The following is a 20370-nucleotide window of genomic DNA, read 5'->3' as shown; positions in this document are numbered from 1 at the left end:
GTCGGCCTTGGGGTGTTTGTTAACAAACCTTTGCAACTCATTACATTTCAGATTGATTTCATTCTGCCTTGATGCTGTATAATTGACGCAACTTTGTGTTTCTCATCATTTTTGTCGTTTTTTTGACATGAGTCATAAGGCGTCAGCAGAGGATGTGACACATTCCGCCTTCAAACCGTTTCAATTTACCTTTTGCAGAGCCAGTGTTTTGACTAATGGAATGCAGTTGTTGGCGATTTCCGGCCTGAGCGTCGAGAGCAGCCAGCTTCATCAACAAGGACTGTACTGGTTAGCCTGTGACGCCGCCGAAGACGCTTCCTTGCTATGCCGCCAGGTAGTCGAAGGCATGCCCGATAATACCAGGGCAGCCTTGATCGCCGATGCGCAAGCCATGGATGACGTGCTGGGTGCGCTCGACGCAACGCGCGGCCCGGCCGAGCTGGCACTGTATGAGGCCAACTCGCAAGCCACCCGTTATCTGGTTGAAGACCTGCCTCGTCTTGATGCCCATGGGCGTGTGCTGGTGCTGCTGGCACCGGCACACGCCTGGCTGGATAGCGAAGTCGAGCACTGGTGCAATGCGCTGCGCACGGCATTGTTGGCTGAAGCGGCGTTGCTGCTGGTCGTCAGTGGGGGGCAGAGCACTGCCTTGGTCGAGCGTCTGCGCGTTTTCAACCAGTGCCTCGACGGCCTGGGGCAGGTGTACCGCGGCAAAGGTGGGGTACGCTACCTGCAGCATTTCTGGAGCAGCCCGCTTGGCAAAGCCGCCACCCGGGACATGGAGCTGACTCGGCTGAGCGCGGGCTTTGCCGTTGCTGCCGCGCCTCAGGCACCCAGCGACACCGGTGGTGACGAGTTGCTGTGCCTGGCCCAGCGCCCGGTACTGGAAGGCGCGCCAGCCTTCTCCGAACACTGGCAGGTCTGCGAAAGCTTTGAGGAACTGGGGGGCAAAGCCAGCCGGGCGGTGTCTGCCACGGTGATCTTTTCCATGGACGGTGGGCAGCGTCTGGATAGCCTGGCGCGCCAACTGCACCACCTGCGGCAGTCGCGTGGCAACGCCTTGAAGCTGGTCGTGCGCGAAATGGCGCCGACCCTGCGTTATCAGGACGAACAGTTGCTGCTGGCTTGTGGTGCCAGCCAGATCGTGCCGTTCGGTGCCAGCTTGTCACGCTTCCTGACCATGGTGGAGAGCATCCAGGGTTACGTCTGGCGTCGACACCTGCCAACCGACTTCGATGCCTTGCTGGCACGTCTGCGGCCGCTGGCCATCTGCGGATTGGTAGCGCCACGGGCGTTCGCCGATGCTGTGCAAAGCATGTGGCACGGGGTGCGCAACGGCGAAATCGTCCACCAGTTGCTGGTGTTGCGTCCGGCGCCTGGCCTGACCCCGTTGCAGGCTTGCTCGCGTACGGTATTCCGCCGTGATGGCGACATTGCCTGCGTGGTTGGCGAGGTGTTGTTCCTGTTCCTGTTCGCTTGCCGCTCCGAAGGGGTCGAGCAAGCGCTTGACCACATTTTCCAACTGTCATGGAAAGAGTTGTTCATCAGCCAGGAGGTGCTTGCCGGCGTCGACAGCCTGTCCACTCCGGCCTTCCTCGACAGCAACCTACCGCAGCCACCCCGGAGCGACACAGTGGCGCAACTGCCTGCACAGGCATGGTCGGCGCTGGCACCGCGCAAGGTAGGCCTGGCCAAGCGGGGCGACGCATGAACTTCGTGCAACTGCTGCAGGTGGTCGGCATTACCGCACTCGTCACGCTGGGCCTGGCCTTGTTGCTAGTGCGCCTGAGTTCGGCATTACGTGGCGGGTTGCGCCGCCGCCTTCCCCCCCGCTATCTGAAACCGCTGGGCGTACGCCGCCGCGCTGCACGCCAGGAACCCCAGAATGACTAATACCACCATCACCCTCCCGGTACTGGCCCGCTGGCCTGGACTGGGAGGGTGGAACCTCTATTTTTTTGCAAAGTTTCTGCTGGTCGCACTTGGCATGCTCGACTTCCAGGCGCTGCCGAACCTGTTGTTCGCTGCGTTTCTGCTTGTCCCTTTGCCGGGCAAGTGGCTGCGTATTGCCCGGCAACTGCTGGCGGTGCCAATCGGCATCGCGCTGTTCTACCAGGACACCTGGCTGCCACCCTTCAGCCGGCTGCTTGCGCAGCCGGGGGTGCTGGACTTCTCGTGGGACTATCTGCTCGAGCTGCTGGGCCGCTTCATCAACTGGAACCTGCTGGGGGCGCTGGCAATGTTGCTGGTGGGTTACCTGTACCTACGCCATTGGCTGCGCCTGAGCACCCTGAGCCTGCTGGGGTTGGCATGGCTGTCGGTCGGCGGCTTGCCGTTGCTGGGTGCAAGCCAGGCGCCCGGCGTGGCGGCGCGCACCGCAGCCGAACCCGCGCCAGCCACTGCAGTAGCCGACAATGCCGCGCTCGACAGCTGGCTTGAGCGCTTCTTCGCCAGTGAGCGCGAGCGGGTGACGGCGTTCCCGGCCGTGAATGCCGATGAGCAACCGTTCGACCTGCTGGTGATCAACATCTGCTCGCTGGCCTGGGATGACCTGTCTGCCGTGGGGCTACGGGACAACCCGCTGTTGTCGCGCATGGACGTGATCTTCGACCAGTTCAACTCGGCGACCTCCTACAGCGGCCCGGCCGCCATCCGTGTGCTGCGAGCCAGTTGCGGGCAGTCGTCGCACGCTGGCCTGTACCAACCGGCCCCGGAGCAGTGCCTGTTGTTCCAGAACCTGGCCCGGCTGGGTTTCCAGAGCAATACCTTGCTCAACCACAGCGGCCGGTTCGACAACTTCATCGGCGACATTACCCAGCAGCACATGCCGCAACCGGGCATGCGAAATACCGACTTCCCACGGGCACTGGTGGGCTTCGACGGCTCGCCGATTGCCAGTGACCTGGATGTATTGCGCCGTTGGTGGGGGCAACGCAAAGGTACCCCGGACGAGCATGTGTCACTGTTCTACAACAGCATCAGCCTGCATGACGGCAACCGTATCGTCACTGCCGACGGCGGTACCCGCGTGGCCGACTATGCCACCCGCGCCAATCGCCTGTTTGGCGAGCTTGGCACCTTCCTTGACGAACTGGAGCGCAGTGGCCGCCGGGTAGTGGTGGCCATTGTCCCTGAGCATGGGGCCGCGTTGCATGGTGACCGCATGCAGTTGTCTGGCATGCGCGAAATTCCCACGCCGTCGATTACCCATGTGCCGGTCGGCCTGAAGTTCATCGGCATGGGCCAGCCTGCCCGCAACGAGCCGCTGCGGGTCACAGCTGCCACCAGCTACCTGGCGTTGTCCGAGCTGATCTCGCGTGTGTATGCGGGCCTCGGCCAGCAGCCGGTGCTGGATGTGCCCGGCCTGCTGACCGACCTGCCAACCACCGAGCAGGTTGCCGAAACCTCTGGCGCACAGGTGCTGAATTACCAGGGGCGTGCCTACATGCGCCTGCAAGGCCAGCCTGACTGGCAGCCGATCCCCAAGGAGCGCCCATGATCACTGGCAAGTCAGACCCGTCCGACCGTAGCGACGATATTGCCCAGTTGCGCCAGCACCTGGACATGCCAGAGCTGAACTATCAGGACATCTCGATGCTGGTGGGCGTTCAGCAGGCCCTGCAGCGCTGGCCATTGCTGGGTGAAAGCTGCAGGGCCAGCAGCGACGATGCGCTGTACGCGGCTGTCATCCAGCGCGAGAGGGTCGCGCCATGACCAGCCTGGCATTGCATGGGGTGCGCGGAGGCCTGGGGCGCAGCGCCTTGCTGGCTGCATTGGGCTACGCGCTGCAGGGCGTGGGCGAACGGGTGCTGTTGATTGACCTGTGCCCCAGCAACTTGCTCGGGCTGCACTTCAACCTGCCGCTGAATACATCCGAGGGCTGGGCGCTGGCCGAGCGGGAAGGGCGGCCATTCAGTGATGCCGTGTACGAGGTGCTCGATGGCCTGTGCCTGCTGCCGTACGGCAACCTGGCCGACGGTGCGCAGCACCGTGTGCCCGATGCGCAGTCATGGCGCGCCCGCCAGGTCGAGCTGGCCAAGCATTTCGACTGGCTGTTGTACGACCTGCCGCAATTGCCGGGCGATACCGCCGGCAACGGCATCGAGACTGATGTACGGGTACTGGTGGCGGAAGCCGAAATGGCCAGCCACCTGCTGCTCGGGCGCCGCCCGGTCGAGCACTTCGACATGCTGCTGGTCAATCGCTACGACCCGGCCAGCCGCTTGCAGAGCGACCTGTTGATGGTGTGGCGTGATCTGTTCCGTGATCGCTTGCCGATCCAGGTGGTCCATCGCGACGAAGCCTTCCTCGAAGCGCTGGCGTACAAGGCACCTCTTGGCCTTTACGCACCGCAGAGCCTGGCCTGCCGTGATGTGCAGAGTCTGGCGGTGCGCTGTCTGACGAGGCGCCAGCCGTGACCCTGACCCCTCTGTCGGCCTATACCTGGTTCACAGTCCGTGGCACGCGCCTGCCGGTTGCATGGCTGTTCACCCTCGGCGTGTGGCTGGCCTTCCTGTTCCTGCGCCTGGAGTCTCCTGCCTGGCAGGCGCTGCTGGCCGAGCGCCAACGCCTGTACCCGCAGCTGGCGGGCAAGCGCCCCACGCTGGGTGACCCGCTACGCCTGTTGATCCAGAGCCTGTGGTTGTTGCTGCGGCGCCAACCGCAGGCACGTACTGCAGGGCCTGGCCGCCGCGCATTGGGCGCGGTGCGCATGCACCTGCGGGGGGCAGGCGGGGTGGCGCGCCACTACCGCGGCCTGCTGATCGATGCACTGCACCAGGTGCCTGCGCGCTACCGCGCCAGTGCTTTCAGGCACGAAGCCTCGGCACGCCTGCGCGGCCTGAACGCGGTTGCCCGGCGGACGTTCTACAGCGTGCTGACGGTGTTCGCCCTCAGCCTCGCCCTGCTGTGTGTGACCGAGCCGTTCGGCTACCTGGCGCAGCTGATGTTCATCTGCCTGCTGCTGGTCATCGCCATGCTGGTGCGACACATGCCGGGGCGTTTCCCGACTTTGATGCTGATCGTGCTGTCGACCATCATCTCCTGCCGCTATCTGTGGTGGCGCTACACCTCGACCCTGAACTGGAACGACAACACCGACTTGGTATTCGGGGTGATCCTGCTGGCGGCAGAAACCTATTCGTGGTTCGTGCTGATCCTGGGTTACATCCAGACCAGTTGGCCATTGCAGCGCAAGCCGGCGAACCTCCCGGCCAACACCAGGCACTGGCCAACCGTCGATTTGCTGATCCCCACCTACAACGAAGACCTGTCAGTGGTGCGCACCACGGTAATGGCCGCGCTGGGCCTGGACTGGCCACGCGAGTGCCTGCGCATCTACATCCTCGATGATGGCCGCCGCGACACGTTTCGTGCCTTTGCCGACGAAGTGGGGGTAGGGTATATCGTGCGGCCCGACAGCAAGCATGCCAAGGCCGGCAACCTCAATCATGCGCTGGGCGTCACCGACAGCGAGTTGATCGCCATCTTCGACTGCGACCATGTACCGGTGCGCTCCTTCCTGCAACTGACCGTGGGCTGGTTTCTCAAGGACTCGAAACTGGCGCTGGTGCAGACACCGCACCATTTCTTCTCGCCTGACCCGTTCGAGCGCAACCTCGGCTCGTTCCGCCGCCGCCCCAACGAAGGGGAGCTGTTCTACGGCCTGATTCAGGATGGCAACGATATGTGGAACGCGGCGTTTTTCTGCGGCTCTTGTGCCGTGCTGCGCCGCACCGCGCTGGAAAGCATCGGTGGTTTTGCCGTCGAGACCGTGACCGAAGATGCCCACACCGCCCTGCGCCTGCATCGCCAAGGGTGGACGTCGGCCTACCTGAGCATTCCGCAGGCCGCGGGCCTGGCCACCGAAAGCCTGTCGGCGCACATCGGCCAGCGCATTCGCTGGGCCCGTGGCATGGTGCAGATCTTCCGCACCGACAACCCGCTGTTCGGGCGTGGCCTTAGCCTGTTCCAGCGGGTGTGCTACGCCAACGCGATGCTGCACTTCCTGGCCGGCCTGCCGCGGCTGGTGTTCCTGACGGCGCCTCTGGCGTTCCTGTTGCTGCATGCCTATATCATCTACGCACCGGCATTGATGATTCTGCTGTACGTGCTGCCGCACATGATCCACGCCAGCCTGACCAACTCGCGGATGCAGGGCAAGTACCGACAAACCTTCTGGGGCGAGGTCTACGAGACCGTACTGGCCTGGTACATCGCCCGCCCGACCACGGTGGCGCTGTTCGCGCCGAAAAAAGGCACGTTCAACGTCACCGCCAAGGGCGGCCTGATGGAGCAGGAACAGTTCGACTGGCGCATCGCCCAACCTTACCTGTGGCTGGCGGCGCTCAACGTGGTGGGTCTGGGTTTTGCGGTGTGGCGTCTGTTCGCCGGCCCGACGTCCGAAATCGGCACGGTGATCGTCAGCTCGCTGTGGGTGATCTACAACCTGCTGATCATCGGTGCCGCAGTTGCGGTGGCCGCCGAAGTGCGCCAGGTGCGCCGCGCCCATCGGGTGCAGATGCGCTTGCCGGCGGGGTTGATGCTGGCCAGCGGTCATGCCTACCCCTGCACCCTGGTCGACTACTCCGACGGTGGTGTCGGCCTGCAGGTACAGCCAGGTCTGGAGCTGAACCCGGGGGAGCAGGTACGCCTGCTGCTCAACCGCGGCCAGCGTGAGTTCGCCTTCCAGGCGTGTGTCACCCGTACGGTCGGGCAACACGTGGGCCTGGTGTTCCACGACCTCGCCCTGCAACAGCGCATCGATCTGGTCCACTGCACCTTTGCCCGCGCCGATGCCTGGCTTGGCTGGAACGAGCAGCACGAGGTCGAGCGCCCGCTGCGCAGCCTGATCGATGTGTTGAAGCTGGGCGGCGTCGGTTACGTGCGCCTGGTCGAGCACATGCCGCCATGGCTGCGGGCGTGGTTGCGCCCACTGCGTTCGCTGGCGCTGTGGCTGGCCAGCTACTGGCCCCGCACACCGCGGGCCATCCCTTCCATGAACCCTGTTGATCGAGACGCATGATGACTGGTTATCCCGCGCGTACCTGGGGCCTGGCGATGGCGCTGTTTACCGCCTTGTCGCAGAGCGCCGCTGCTGCTCCTGTAGCCCCGCTTGCCGAGCCTGCGGTACCCACAACCACGGTACCAAACTGGCCGGTTGTGAAAACCTTCGAGCAGCTTGGGCATGCGTCCGACAGCCTGCTGCTGGGGGTACGCAACAGCGAGCATATCGAGTTCGGCCTGCGTCGCGATCGCCTGGCCACCGATGCCAGCTTGCAACTGGACTACACGCCTTCGCCAGCCTTGCTGCCGAACCTGTCGCACTTGCGTGTCTACCTCAACGACGAGCTGATGGGCGTAGTTCCGGTGGAAAAGGAGCAGTTGGGCCAGCGTGTACGTCGCCAGCTGCCGTTGGACCCTAAACTGCTCGGCGACTTCAACCGGGTACGTCTGGAGTTTGTCGGGCACTATACCGATGTCTGCGAAGACCCGGCGCACAGCGGCCTGTGGCTTAACCTTAACCGCAAGAGCCAGGTACAGTTGCACGAGCAGGCGCTGGTGCTGGAAAACGACCTGGCGTATTTCCCGTTGCCGTTCTTCGATACTCGCGACACCGGCAAGGTAGTACTGCCGGTGGTGTTCAGCGGCGTGCCGAGCCTGGGCGAGCAGCGTGCGGCAGCAATCCTGGCATCCTACTTCGGCAGCCAGGCCGGTTGGCGCAAGGCCAGCTTCCCTGTGCTGTACAACCACCTGCCGGCCCGTGGCGAAAAACCTGCACCGAGCATCGTGTTTGCCAGCAACGACCGTCGCCCGGCGTTCCTCGCCGATCTGCAGCAGTTCCCGCCAGTCGACGGCCCCGTGCTGCAGGTGATCGATCATCCGGACGACCGCTTCAGCAAAGTGCTGCTGGTGCTGGGCCGTAACGACGACGACCTGATCAAGGCCGCCTCGGCGCTGGCGGTCGGCAACAATCTGTTCCGTGGCGCGCGCGTCAAAGTGGAGCAGATGACCGCGCTGCAACCGCGTCAGCCCTACGATGCGCCGAACTGGACGCGCACCGACCGGCCGGTACGATTTGCCGAACTGATGGATTACCCCGAGCAACTGCAAGTCAGTGGCCTGCAACCGCGGCCGGTGACACTGGAACTGAACCTGCCGCCCGACTTGTTCGTCTGGCGCAACCAGGGTATTCCGCTGCGCACCCTGTACCGCTATACGGCGCCAGCGGTGACCGACGAATCGCGCCTGAGCATCAGCGTCAACGATCAGTACATCACCAGCATGCCGCTGGTGGGCAATGACCGGCGCGGCGGTACCCTTGAGGAAATGCGCCTGGCAGTGCTGTCCGGTGACAACACTGCATTGACCGAGAACTCGCTGGTGCCGGCGCTGAAGATTGGCGACCGCAACCGCCTGCGCTTCGACTTCAGCTTTGCCAGCACCCTGGGCAGCGCCCAGCGCGATCGCTGCCAGACCTCGCTGCCGGTGGACGTGCGTGCAGCGATCGACGACAACTCCACCATCGACCTTTCCGGTTACCACCATTACATCGCCATGCCCGACCTGCGTGCATTCGCCCGCAGTGGCTTCCCGTTCAGCCGCATGGCCGACCTGTCCGAGACGCTGGTCATCATGCCGGCCAAACCTACGGCGATGCAGGTCGGCACTTTGCTCGACACGGTTGGCGGGTTTGCCGGACAGATCGGTTACCCGGCGCTTGGCCTGCAATTGATCGACGACTGGCAACAGGCCGCAGCGGCAGATGCCGACTTGCTGCTGATCGGCAGCCTGCCCGAGGCCCTGCGCGATGCGCCCAACCTTGGCCTGTTGCTCAGCGCCCAGCGTGACTGGTTACTGCAGGGCCGCAGCGCATCGTTGCCCGGTGGCCAGCGTTTCGATACTGAGCCGGTGGCTGCAAGCAGCCGCGTGGCGGTCAGCGCCCAGGCGCCGATTGCGGCCATCACCGGGCTGAAGTCGCCGTTCCACGAGCAGCGCAGTGTTGTGGCCTTGCTGGCCAACAGCGACAGCGATTACGCATTGCTGCGCGACGTGCTTGGCGATGTGGGCAAGCTCGATGCGGTGGCGGGTTCGGTAACGCTGGTACGCAGCAGTGGCGTGAGCAGCCAGTTCGTCGGCGAGCACTACTTCGTGGGCGCGCTGCCGTGGTGGCTGCTGCTGTGGTTCCACTTGTCCGAGCACCCTGTGTTGCTGGCGGTGATCGCGGCTGTTTGTGTGGTGCTGTTCGCCTTCTTGTTGTGGCGGGCACTGCGCTGGGCTGGCAAGCGCCGCTTGGGTGAGGCGGGGTGATGATGCGCCAGATGCTGGTAGGGCTGGTCGCCTTGGGCCTGCCCGTTTTCGCCACTGCCGGGTCGGTTTGCCCATGGCCTGCCTGGGAGCGGTTCAAGGCCGAGCTGGTGAGTGTGGATGGGCGGGTCATCGACCCGAGTGACGAGCGCCTGATCACCACCTCGGAAGGGCAGAGTTACGCGCTGTTCTTCGCCCTGGTAGGCAACGACCGGCAAACCTTCGCGCAGTTGCTGCGTTGGACCAGCAACAACCTCGCCGAGGGTGACCTGGCCCGGCATCTGCCTGCCTGGCTGTGGGGCCGTGACGGGCAGCAGCAGTGGCAGGTGCTGGACGCCAACAACGCCAGTGATGCCGACCTGTGGATCGCCTACAGCCTGCTGGAAGCAGGGCGGTTGTGGGACCAGCCGGCCTACACGCAGCTGGGCCAGCACCTGCTGTGGCGTATCGCCGCGCAGACCGTGCGCAAGCTTCCAGGCCTCGGCGTGATGTTGCTGCCAGGTGACTACGGCTTCGAAGACGCCCAGGGTACCCGCCTGAACCCCAGCTACCTGCCGCTGCAGCTGCTCGACCGCTTCAGCGAGGTGGACCCATTGTGGGGTGAGCTGGCGGCCAACACGCGGCGTTTGTGGTTGGCATCGTCGCCAAAGGGCTTTGCCCCGGACTGGTTGCTGTGGACCCCGGCCGGAAAGCCAGCGGCAGACACGAAACATGGCAATGCCGGTGATTATGACGCCATTCGCGTGTACCTGTGGGTCGGCATGTTGGCCGAGGGGGCGGCGCAACGCCGCGAGCTGGTGGCCCATTATGCGCCGATGGCGGCATTGACCCAGCGCCAGGGGCTACCTCCTGAGCACCTGGATACACGCAGCGGTGAAGCCCGCGGCCATGGCCCGGCGGGTTTCTCTGCGGCCTTGCTGCCATTGCTTGCTGCCTCGCCTGAGCACGTGGCCGGCTTGGCGGCCCAGCGCCAGCGCTTGCGCGAACAGCCGATCGAGGCCAAGGCGTATTACAGCCAGGTGCTGGCGCTGTTCGGCCAGGGCTTCGACGAGGCCCGTTACCGTTTTGACCCGCACGGCCGCCTGTTGCCGGCCTGGAGCGCGCCATGCAGCGAATGATCGGCGTGTTGATGCTGGCGGCAATAACCTGGCAGGCAGATGCGCAACCCAAGGATATCGATGAACAGCGCCAATGGCTGCTGGACCAGGTACGCCGCGGCGAAGCGCTGCACCGTGACGACCTGGTGCGCGATGCGCTGGGCCGTTTGCAGTTGCTTGAACCGCGCAACCCGGACGTGTTGCTGGCGGCCTTGAGCCTGGCATTGCGCGAGAAGAACAGCAGTGAAGCCGAGCAGTTGAGTGCGCGGATCAGTGCCGTTGCGCCTGGCAGCCTGCAAGCACGTCAGGCCAGGCGCCTGCTTGAACTTCAACAACCGGCGCCTGCGCGGCGCTTGCAGCAGGCGCGTCTGCTGGCGGTTACCGGCCGTAACGAAGAGGCGCTGGCGGTGTACGAACAGTTGTTTGCCGGCGAACCACCCAGCCTTGAATTGGCCCTGGACTACTGGCGCGTGCGCGGCAATCTGCCAGGCCAACGCCCAGAGGCGATCCGCCAGTTGCAGCGGTTGGATCAGCAGTATCCAGGCAGTGCCGGGCTGCGCCAGACCTTGGCTGGCTGGTTGTTCGCCGAAAAGCGTGACCGCGAGGCCTTGGCCCTGCTCGATCAGCTGGCGCGAGACCCCGGTGCACGGGATGCCGCTGCCCAGCGCGAGTTCGACTACCTGTCCGGGCAAGCCGTGAGTGCCACCAGCGCGGCGGCCTGGCAAGCCTTTCTTCAGCGTTACCCGGCTTCACCGTTGTTGGCACAGGCCAGCGAGACCTTGCAACAGCAGCGCAAGCTGCTGGCCGACCCGGCATGGCAGGCCGGTCAACGGGGTAAGGCGTTGCTCGACAAGGGCCGTAATGTCGAAGCCGAAACGCAGCTGCGCCGCGCCCTGCGCCAGTACCCGGGCGATGCCAGCCTGCAGGGGGCCCTGGGTTATGCGTTGATGCGCCAGGGCCGCCATGAAGACGCCCATGCTGCGTTCCGCGCGGCGAGCGCCAAGGAGCAGGACACCTACCGGATCAGCCAATGGAAGGACCTGGAGTCGTCCAGCCAGTATTGGGCCCTGCTGAAAAAAGCCGAGCGGGCCCTGGCGGCGAAAGATGTGCGCGGTGCGCGCACACTTTACCGGCAGGCTCGCCAGCAACGGCCAAAGGATGAATACGCGTTGTTGGGCCTGGCAGATGTCTCGCTGGCCGAGGGCGATGTGGCGGCTGCCGAGCGGCAGTACCTGCAGGTACGGCGTATGGCGCCGGATAACGAAAGTGCCGTGCGTGGCTTGATGCGCGTTTACCAGGTGCAATCGCCAGGCAAGGCGCAGGCATACCTGGACAGCCTGCCACCACGGCAGCAGGCGCAGTTCGCCAGCCTGCGACGTAGCCTGGAACTTGCGCGGCTGCGCCAGCAAGGGGACGAAGCCCTGCAGCGCGAGGACTGGTCGACGGCCAGCCACGTGCTGGGCCAGGCCACGGCTCTGGCCCCCGATGAGCCTTGGCTGGTGTATCAGCTGGCCAACAGCCTGCGTCACCAAGGGCGTACTGGCGAGGCCGACGCGGCATTTGCCAGGCTGGTGCGGCACCAGCCACATGATCCGGCAACGCGCTATGCCCACGGCCTGTTCCTGGAGTCCAGCGACCGTGATGCCTTGGCTCTGGACAGTCTGAGGGCGGTACCTCAGGCGACCTGGAGCGCGGACATGCACGCGCTGGAGCAACGTGTTCAACGGCGTATGACCCTGGCCTCTGCGCAGCAGTTGCAGGCACAAGGCCGCAGTGCCGAGGCGACAGCCTTGCTTGAAGCCGGCCTGGCGCGTGGTGAAGGTAGCCCGGACGACTTAATGCTGTTGGCTGACTGGGCAGCAGCGCGTGGTGAACATGGCAAGGCGCGCAGCTATTACCAGCGTGTACTGGTCGTGCAGCCTGGGCGCCCTGATGCACGCCTTGGGGTGATGGAAAGCGCCGTGGCCGAAGGCAACCTGCAGCAGGCCCGGCACATGCTGGGCGTGAAGGTGCCACAATTTGCCGCTGATGACGGCAACGCCCAGCGGCGCCTGGCGGCGGTGTGGACCGCGCTGGGTGAACACGATCAGGCGGCCAGGCTGCTTGACCGGATTGCCGTGCAGCAGACGCGACCCGATCCGTTGTTGCGGCGCGACGCCGCCCGCCTGGTAGCGCAGGATGATCCTCAACGAGCACTGGACCTTTACGCGGCAGCGATGGCCGATGCGCAGTTGCTGGACCGTGCTGCCGTAGCGCCACGGGATGACCGTGCATTGACCCTGGCCAGCCGCGAGCAGGATGGCGACGACTGGCTGGCCCGCAGCCTGCGCAGTGATGTGGATGCCCTGTATCGCCAGCGCAATACCCATGTGACGCTGATGCATGACTACGGCTGGCGCGAGGATGACGGTACGCCCGGCACGTCGGAACTGAGTACCCAGTCGACCTTGTTGCATGTCGACACTCCTTGGCAGGAGGGCACCGCGTTTGCGCGGGTAGAGCGCATTGGCATGGATGCGGGGTCGTTCGAGCCGAACGATCAGGGGCGCTACACCCCCGACTTCGGCAGTTGCCAGTTTGTTGGCCAGACCGCTGACGGCAAAACACTGCCCGCGTGCACGGGGGGATCGCAGACTGCAAGCGGCAGTCTGTTGGCGTTGGGTTGGCAGGGCAGCCGCTGGGCGTTCGACCTGGGCACCACCCAGGGCTATGCAATCAACAACTGGCTGGGCGGCGCAACGGTCAACGGTGACCTCGGGCAGGTTGGCTGGTCGCTGACCGCCTCGCGCCGGCCGATGAGCAATTCATTGCTGTCGTTCGCCGGCGCACGCGACCGCCCGACGGGCGTGCGCTGGGGCGGGGTCACTGCCAATGGCGCCACGCTCGGCCTGAGCTGGGACCAAGGTGGCGACAACGGGGTGTGGGCCAGCCTGGGGCACCATTGGCTGTACGGCGAAAACGTGGCCGACAACCAGCGGACCCGGGCCATGGCCGGCTTTTACCACCGCGTGGTGGAAAAGGCCGACGAGCGTGTGCGTGTAGGCGTGACGCTGATGCACTGGCGCCACGACAAGGACCTGGGCGGCTACAGCCTGGGGCAGGGCGGTTACTACAGCCCGCAGCGTTACAGTTCGGTGGGCGTGCCGGTCAGTTATGCCTGGCGCAACTACGACTGGTCGCTGCTGCTGGAAGGTTCCGTCAGCTGGTCTCAGGCCCATAGTGGCAGTAGCCGCTTGTACCCGGACGCACACATCAACCGCAAGGTACTGGCGCAATATGGCGTCGATTCCAACCTCGATGCGATGACTGAAGCCAGCGACAGCAGTGGGTTGGGCTACCGCCTGCGCGGGCTGTTCGAACGGCGCCTGAGTGACCAGTGGGTACTGGGCGGCGGCTTCGACTGGCAGCACAGCGATGACTATGCGCCTAGCCATGGCATGCTCTACCTGCGCTACCTGTTCGAACCGTGGCGAGGCAACCTGGCCCTGCCGGTGACACCACTGGAGCCTTACAGCGAGTGGCGGTGACGGCAATCGCGGCGTTGCAAGGGGCGCGCCTGCACGGGGCGATGCGGGCCAAGGGTTGACACCAGGCACGCCGCCCCACCATTATCCAGCCATACCTACGCAACGGGCTTGCCAGCATGTCCCCATCCAACCACGCCATTTCCGCTTCGGGCTTCATCGCCCAGGCAGGCGCGTGCGTTGCCGTTGCCAAGAAATCCAAGAAACAGCCGCTCATCTGACCGAGGCGCGCTGTCTCGTCAGGTGGGCTGACGAGACAGAAGGCGCCAGGTATCCCTGCCACCACCTCCACTCTTCGCCCTGCTGACGCTGACTTTCGGTCAACATCAGGAGTTTTTGCATGTCGAATTTCCGTGGTATCTGGATCGCCCTCGTCACGCCAATGCGCGCCAATGAAATCGACTTCCCAGGCCTGGAAAAGCTGGTGAAGAAGCTGCTCGAAGACGGTGTGGCCGGTTTTGTGGTGTGCGGTACCACGGGTGAGGCGGCGGCATTGTCCAAGGTCGAGCAACTGGCGGTGCTGGATGCCGTGCTGGCCTGGGTGGAGCCGGGCAGGGTGGTCATGGGCCTGTCAGGTTACAACCTGCGCGAGCTGTTGGCCTTCCAGGCTGAGATCCAGCAGCGTGACATTGGCGGGCTGCTGGTTCCCGCACCTTGCTACATCCGCCCTTCGCAGGCTGGCATCGAAGCCTTCTTCGCCACCGTGGCCGATGCCGCCAGCGTGCCAGTGATCGTCTACGACATTCCCTACCGCACCGGCGTGCGCATCGAACGCGAAACCCTGCGCCGTATCGTGCGCCATCCACGCATTGCGGCAGTGAAAGACTGTGGCGGTGACAGCGAGACGGCCATGGCCCTGATCGAGGACGGCCACGCCCAGGTGCTGGCCGGTGAAGACCTGCAGATCTTCAATAACCTCTGCCTGGGCGGGGCTGGGGCCATTTCAGCCTCCGCGCATGTGCGCGCCGACCTGTACGTACGCATGGTGCAGCAGGTCGACAGCGGCGATTGGGCCGCCGCGCGTGGTACGTTCTACCAGTTGCTGCCCTGGATCAAGGTGGCTTTTACCGAGCCCAACCCGGCTGTGGTCAAGGCGGCGTTGCAGCTGCAAAGCCTGATTGCAGACGAGCTGCGCGAGCCCATGCAGGCGTGCACGAATACCACCCGAAACAAGCTGCAAAGCGTGCTGTGCTCACTCGGCGCCTGAAGCGGCAACGGTTGATGGCGGGTTGACAAGCCGCCACACCCGGCATATACCGTTGGTTGTCAGGAGCCGCGCATCAATGGCGATGTCGCGGCCTCCACACCGAACCCCAAAGAGCAAATGAGCTCTCTCCGCATGCGGAGAGGGCTTTTTTTCGTCCCTGAAAAATAACAACAAGAGGTGGTCAACATGCGTCATGGTGATATTTCCAGCAGCAATGACACCGTCGGCGTCGCCGTGGTCAACTATAAGATGCCGCGCCTGCATACCCGCGATGAAGTGCTCGAAAACGCCAGAAAAATCGCCGACATCATTGTCGGCATGAAGCAGGGGCTGCCGGGCATGGACCTGGTGATTTTTCCGGAGTACAGCCTGCAGGGCATCATGTATGACCCGGCCGAAATGATGGAAACCGCCGTGGCCATACCCGGCGTGGAAACCGAAGTGTTCGCCCAGGCCTGCCGCAAGGCCAACGTCTGGGGCGTGTTATCGCTGACCGGCGAGCGCCATGAAGAGCACCCGCGCAAATCCCCCTATAACACCCTGGTGCTGATCGACAACAACGGCGAGATCGTGCAGAAGTACCGCAAGATCATCCCCTGGTGTCCGATCGAGGGCTGGTACCCGGGCGACCAGACCTACGTTGCCGATGGCCCCAAGGGCCTGAAGATCAGCATGATCATCTGCGATGACGGCAACTACCCGGAGATCTGGCGCGATTGCGCCATGAAAGGCGCCGAGCTGATCGTGCGTTGCCAGGGTTACATGTACCCGGCCAAGGACCAGCAGGTGCTCATGGCCAAGGCCATGGCGTGGGCTAACAACTGCTATGTTGCAGTGGCCAACGCCGCGGGCTTCGATGGTGTGTATTCCTACTTCGGTCACTCGGCAATCATCGGTTTCGATGGCCGTACACTTGGCGAGTGCGGTGAAGAGGAGATGGGTATCCAGTACGCTCAGCTGTCGATCTCGCAAATTCGCGATGCGCGGCAGAACGACCAGTCGCAAAACCACCTGTACAAGATCCTGCACCGTGGCTACAGCGGTATGCATTTGTCTGGCGACGGTGACCGCGGCATTGCCGAATGCCCATTCGAGTTCTATCGCACCTGGGTGCTGGATGCCGAGAAGGCCCGCGAGGACGTCGAGGCCCTGACCCGGCGCACCTCGGGGGTGGCGCAGTGCCCGGTCGGCAGTCTTCCCTACGATGCCAAGGAAAAGGAAGCCCGCTGACGGGCTTGCCCAGCGTGCCTGCGGGCACGCTGTTTCACAGAGCGAGGGGAAGACCATGCCGTTCCTGAACGACCTGCTGGAGCAGACGCGTCGCGATGCGTCCTCCAGCGCTGCACTGAATGCCGAAAACTGCCACACCCGGGCAATCGTCGAGACCCACCAGCGTAGCGAAGACACCCTGCAGTCGCGTTTCCGCTTCGATGTCGCTGCCGTCATGCAGGTAGTACGCAACGAAGTACTGGGCAGGACGAAGCCTTGCAGGCCATCGAAGATGTGCTCACGGTGGTGCGGGCGGATATTCTCGACCCGCGCCGGCCGCTGTTCACGGCACTGTTCCTCGGCCCGACCGGAGTCGGCAAGACCGAGGTCGTGCGTGCCCTGGCCCGCGCCCTGCACGGTGATGCCGATGCCTACTGCCGGGTCGACATGAATACGCTGGCCCAGGAACACTACGCCGCCGCCCTGACCGGCGCGCCACCGGGCTATGCTGGCGCCAAGGAGGGCCGCACGCTGTTTGACCAGGCGCTGCTGGACGGAAGCCAGGGACGCCCGGGGATCGTGCTGTTCGATGAGCTGGAAAAGGCCAGCAAGGAGGTGTCCCAGGCGCTGCTCAATGTGTTTGACAACGGCCTGCTGCGCTTGGCCTCCGGTGAAAAGAGCTTCAATTTTCGTAACACGCTGGTGTTCATGACCAGCAACCTGGCGGCAGACGAGATACGCCAGCACCGGCTGGGCCCGCTGGCGTCGCTGCGGCGCCTGCTTGGCCTGCAGGCAGCGCGCCGCGAGCGTTTGCCGGGTCTGGTGCGGTGGCGCCTGGTGAAGCGTTTTTCTGCCGAGTTCGTCAACCGCATCGACAGCACCGTGGTGTTCAATGCCATCGAACAGGAGGTGGGCGAGCGCATCGTTGAACTGGAGGTGTCACGCCTGAACCGGCGCCTTGCCAAGCATCACTGCCGCCTGCAGCTGGATGCTGCGGTGGTTGGCAAGCTGGCCAGCGAAGGCCATGACCTGGAGTTTGGCGCGCGTGCGCTCAAGCGCTTTATCCGCCATGAGCTGGAAGTGCCACTGGCCGAGTACTTGCTCGGTAACCGCATCCCATGCCGGGCAGAAGTGGCGTGCATGACGGTGGCCGGCCACCTCGAGCGCGGGCGCATCCGTTTTTCGTTGCCGACATGATGGTTGTCACAGGATGGTGTGATGAGTAGACAAGACAGGCAATTGAAGGTGGGTTTGCTGTTCGCCGAAACCGGCGTTACCGCAGCCATTGAACGCTCGCAGCGCTGTGGCGCGCTGCTGGCGGTAGAACAGGTTAACCGCGAGGGGGGAGTGCTCGGCCAGCCGGTGCTGACCCTGGTCGGCGACCCCGGAGGCGACCCGGACCGTTATCGCAACCTGTGTGACGACTATGTGCGCAACCACGGCGTGCGCCTGATGCTCGGCTGCTACATGTCGCACACCCGCAAAGCCGTGATGCCCGTCATCGAGCGCGCCGATGGCTTGCTGTTCTATCCCACGCCCTACGAGGGCTTCGAGTACTCGCCCAATATCATCTACGGCGGCCCGGCACCCAACCAGAACAGCGCGCCGCTGGCGGCATACCTGACACGTCATTACGGCGCCAGGGTCGCCTTCGTCGGTTCCGACTACATCTACCCGCGGGAAAGCAACCATGTCATGCGTCACCTGTACAAGCAGCATGGCGGCGAAGTGGTGGAAGAAGCCTACATGCCCCTGTACCCCTCGGCCGATGACTTGGCCCTGGTGGTCGAGCGAGTGGTACGTTCTGCCCCGGATGTGGTGTTTTCGACCGTGGTCGGTACGGGGACGGCAAGCTTCTATCAAGCAATAGCACAGCGCTATGGCAATGGCCCTCGGCCGCCGATCGCCAGCTTGACTACCAGCGAGGCAGAAATTGCCGAAATGGGGGCCGAGGTGGCTCACGGCAACATCGTCGTGGCACCGTACTTCACCAGCGTCGAGTCGCCGCAAAGCAATGCATTCGTCAGTCAGTGCCGTGCGTTCTTTCCGGCCGATGTGCGCATCACTGCTTGGGCCGAGGCGGCGTATTGCCAGATGCGCATGCTGTGCCAGGCGGTGAATGCCACCGGCAGCCTGGAGGTGGAAGTGATCCGCAATCACCTGTACCACACGAGCATGGATAGCCCCCAGGGCAGGGTGCAGGTGGAGCAGCAGAACAACCATTCGCACCTGTTTTCACGCATTGGCGAGATCGATGCAAGCGGGCAGATCTGCATCAAATGGCAATCGCCTACGACCATCCGTCCTGACCCCTATGTGGTGGTTCACAACCTGGACGACTGGACTGCGAGCATGATGGGAGGCGGCCCCTCATGAGCACTTCGAACATCCTGAACACGCTGCGTGAACTGCACGTGGGCATTGTTTGTCCGCCCAGTGAAATCACTGATGCCCTGGTACTGCAACTGATGCGTATCGGCTGCTCGGTGAAGCAGTGCTGGCCACCGCCCAAGGCCTTCGACACCCACACTGACCTGGTGTTTTGCGGGGTGTTCGAAGGCCGCCACCATGCCGAGTTGGGCAAGCTGCTGGCCCAGGGCGGCGTACGCCTGACCGCCATCGCCTTGGTGGAGTACGAGAGCCCGACCATTCTTTCGCAAATCCTGGAGCTGGGGTGTCACGGCGTGATGGTGCTGCCGCTGGACAACCACAAGGTGCTTCCGGCGTTGGTGTGCGCCAGAAGCAACAGTGAGGCCCAGGCCCGCTTGATGCAGAAAAATGCCCAGTTGCAGGAGCGTCTGGAGCACCAGGCCGACATCAACAAAGCCAAGGTCCTGCTGATGGCGGCCCAGGGCTGGCAGGAGCCTGAAGCCCATGCCTACTTGTCGAAAGAGGCGATGAAACAGCGGTTGTCGATGCTGGAAATGGCAAGAAAAACCCTAAAACAATTCGAATGAGAAGAGGTTGCCATGTTGTACGGACTGGTTCTGCTGTATGTGGGTGCAGTGTTGTTCATCAACAGCATCTGGCTGATGGGGCGTATCACCGACCGCGAAGTGACGGTGATCAACCTGTTTGTCGGTTTGCTCAGCCTGTTGGTGGCGGTCTACCTGATCTTCGTGGTGGGCTCGGACGAAGGCATCAAGGCCGGAGCCTTGACCCTCCTGTTCGCCTTTACCTACCTGTGGGTGGCCGCCAACCAGATGCTGCAGGTAGATGGACGCGGGCTAGGCTGGTTCTGCCTGTTCGTCAGCGTGACGGCGCTGGTGGTGACAGTCAGCTCCATCCCTGGCGCCGAAGGGCTGTTGAGGGTGTGGGATGTGCTGAACTGGGCGGCGTGGACGGTGTTGTGGTTCAGCTTTTTCCTGCTGCTGGCGCTGGCCAGGAAGATCCAGCGTCTGGTGGCGGCAATGACCTTGCTGTGCGCGATCTTCACAGCCTGGGTGCCCGGGTTGTTGATCTTGTGGCAGCAGATGGGCTGACGACCATGCGCCCGCTGTGGAGCAGCCTTGCGCTGCTTACGGCAGGCGCTTTTCCATCGGCTGATACACCAGCCCGGCAAGCTCGCCCACGTCGCCTGCCGGGGTAAAGCCGTACCGTTGGTAAGCGGGTACAGAAGACAATGATGCCTTTACCGTCACCACCTCAGTTCTGGCATGCTCCAGTGCTGCGTTCATCAGGCGCTTGCCTATGCCCTGGCGTTGCAGGCCTGGTGCAATGAACAGCATCGCAACGTGACGGCCTTCCTTGAGCTCGATCAGCCCTGCGATAGCGCCTTCGACAAAACAGGCCAGCATGAGGTTGTCACCCTGCATGCGCTCGGCAAACGCCTGGGGTGCCGACACCTGGGTAAAGGTTTCGATACCTTGCGCCGACAGCGTGGGCGCGACCGCCTGCATGAAGGCATCCATGCACAAGGCGCAGGCCTGGGGGAGGTCGTCAGGGGTGAGCGTGCGTACTTGCATGGTAATCGTCCTTGTATGGTTTCCTTGTGCTGCCAACTTTAACTTGTTACGGGTTCAAGGGC

The 20370-nt window shown here is 63.7% G+C and carries 15 protein-coding genes and 1 pseudogene; 15 read left to right on the top strand and 1 reads right to left on the bottom strand.

The features are described 5' to 3' along the window. Positions 1–220: 220 nt before the first annotated feature. The 15 genes and pseudogenes from ACF8RA_RS24365 to ACF8RA_RS24295 all read left to right on the top strand — a co-directional run bounded on the left by ACF8RA_RS24365 (position 221) and on the right by ACF8RA_RS24295 (position 19825). Positions 221–1711 (top strand): BcsE family c-di-GMP-binding protein, encoded by a 1491-nt coding sequence (locus tag ACF8RA_RS24365; RefSeq protein WP_392519661.1) that lies wholly within the window; start codon positions 221–223, stop codon positions 1709–1711. Further along, positions 1708–1893: a cellulose biosynthesis protein BcsF gene (bcsF, locus tag ACF8RA_RS24360; RefSeq protein ID WP_176684142.1), complete on the top strand. Its 186-nt coding sequence runs from the start codon at positions 1708–1710 to the stop codon at positions 1891–1893. Before ACF8RA_RS24365 ends, bcsF begins: the two co-directional genes overlap by 4 nt. After that, positions 1886–3499 (top strand): cellulose biosynthesis protein BcsG, encoded by a 1614-nt coding sequence (gene bcsG / locus ACF8RA_RS24355; RefSeq protein WP_392461227.1) that lies wholly within the window; start codon positions 1886–1888, stop codon positions 3497–3499. Before bcsF ends, bcsG begins: the two co-directional genes overlap by 8 nt. Beyond that, the gene (gene bcsR, locus ACF8RA_RS24350; RefSeq protein ID WP_176684140.1) at positions 3496–3714 is read left to right on the top strand and encodes a cellulose biosynthesis protein BcsR; all 219 of its coding nucleotides are present in this window, start codon (positions 3496–3498) and stop codon (positions 3712–3714) included. The genes bcsG and bcsR overlap by 4 nt, the downstream gene beginning before the upstream one ends. Next, positions 3711–4418, top strand: coding sequence for a cellulose biosynthesis protein BcsQ (bcsQ, locus tag ACF8RA_RS24345; protein WP_176684139.1), 708 nt, complete (start codon positions 3711–3713; stop codon positions 4416–4418). Before bcsR ends, bcsQ begins: the two co-directional genes overlap by 4 nt. Further along, positions 4415–7024 (top strand): UDP-forming cellulose synthase catalytic subunit, encoded by a 2610-nt coding sequence (gene bcsA, locus ACF8RA_RS24340; protein WP_176684138.1) that lies wholly within the window; start codon positions 4415–4417, stop codon positions 7022–7024. Before bcsQ ends, bcsA begins: the two co-directional genes overlap by 4 nt. Continuing rightward, complete coding sequence (gene bcsB, locus ACF8RA_RS24335) at positions 7021–9309, top strand: cellulose biosynthesis cyclic di-GMP-binding regulatory protein BcsB (RefSeq protein ID WP_176684137.1); 2289 nt, start codon at positions 7021–7023, stop codon at positions 9307–9309. Before bcsA ends, bcsB begins: the two co-directional genes overlap by 4 nt. Further along, entirely contained in the window at positions 9309–10424 is a 1116-nt protein-coding gene (gene bcsZ / locus ACF8RA_RS24330; RefSeq protein ID WP_176684136.1) for a cellulose synthase complex periplasmic endoglucanase BcsZ, read from the top strand. The genes bcsB and bcsZ overlap by 1 nt, the downstream gene beginning before the upstream one ends. Next, positions 10412–13930, top strand: a complete 3519-nt coding sequence (bcsC, locus tag ACF8RA_RS24325) for a cellulose synthase complex outer membrane protein BcsC (RefSeq protein WP_392519652.1) — start codon at positions 10412–10414, stop codon at positions 13928–13930. Before bcsZ ends, bcsC begins: the two co-directional genes overlap by 13 nt. Positions 13931–14267: 337 nt before the next feature. After that, positions 14268–15134, top strand: a complete 867-nt coding sequence (gene dapA / locus ACF8RA_RS24320; protein ID WP_176684134.1) for a 4-hydroxy-tetrahydrodipicolinate synthase — start codon at positions 14268–14270, stop codon at positions 15132–15134. A gap of 186 nt (positions 15135–15320) precedes the next feature. Continuing rightward, complete coding sequence (locus ACF8RA_RS24315) at positions 15321–16364, top strand: aliphatic amidase (protein ID WP_392519651.1); 1044 nt, start codon at positions 15321–15323, stop codon at positions 16362–16364. Positions 16365–16419: 55 nt separating this feature from the next. Further along, positions 16420–17540: pseudogene (locus ACF8RA_RS24310) on the top strand (AAA family ATPase). A 21-nt stretch (positions 17541–17561) separates the two neighbouring features. Continuing rightward, positions 17562–18719 carry a transporter substrate-binding domain-containing protein gene (locus ACF8RA_RS24305; RefSeq protein WP_392461232.1) on the top strand — a complete coding sequence of 386 codons (1158 nt, stop codon included), beginning with the start codon at positions 17562–17564 and terminating at the stop codon, positions 18717–18719. Then, positions 18716–19300 (top strand): ANTAR domain-containing response regulator, encoded by a 585-nt coding sequence (locus tag ACF8RA_RS24300; RefSeq protein ID WP_012052055.1) that lies wholly within the window; start codon positions 18716–18718, stop codon positions 19298–19300. Before ACF8RA_RS24305 ends, ACF8RA_RS24300 begins: the two co-directional genes overlap by 4 nt. 12 nt (positions 19301–19312) lie before the next feature. Continuing rightward, complete coding sequence (locus ACF8RA_RS24295) at positions 19313–19825, top strand: AmiS/UreI family transporter (RefSeq protein ID WP_209966662.1); 513 nt, start codon at positions 19313–19315, stop codon at positions 19823–19825. 36 nt (positions 19826–19861) lie between these two features. Here ACF8RA_RS24295 and ACF8RA_RS24290 read toward each other — a convergent pair whose 3' ends face one another. Further along, positions 19862–20308: a GNAT family N-acetyltransferase gene (locus ACF8RA_RS24290; protein WP_176684129.1), complete on the bottom strand. Its 447-nt coding sequence runs from the start codon at positions 20306–20308 to the stop codon at positions 19862–19864. Between the last annotated feature and the right edge of the window lie 62 nt (positions 20309–20370).

This window comes from Pseudomonas sp. FYR_5 (assembly GCF_043106315.1).
GTDB classification, from domain to species: domain Bacteria; phylum Pseudomonadota; class Gammaproteobacteria; order Pseudomonadales; family Pseudomonadaceae; genus Aquipseudomonas; species Aquipseudomonas putida_Y.
Note: the sequence above shows the minus strand (reverse complement) of the source record. Positions and strands in the feature narration are given on the sequence as shown.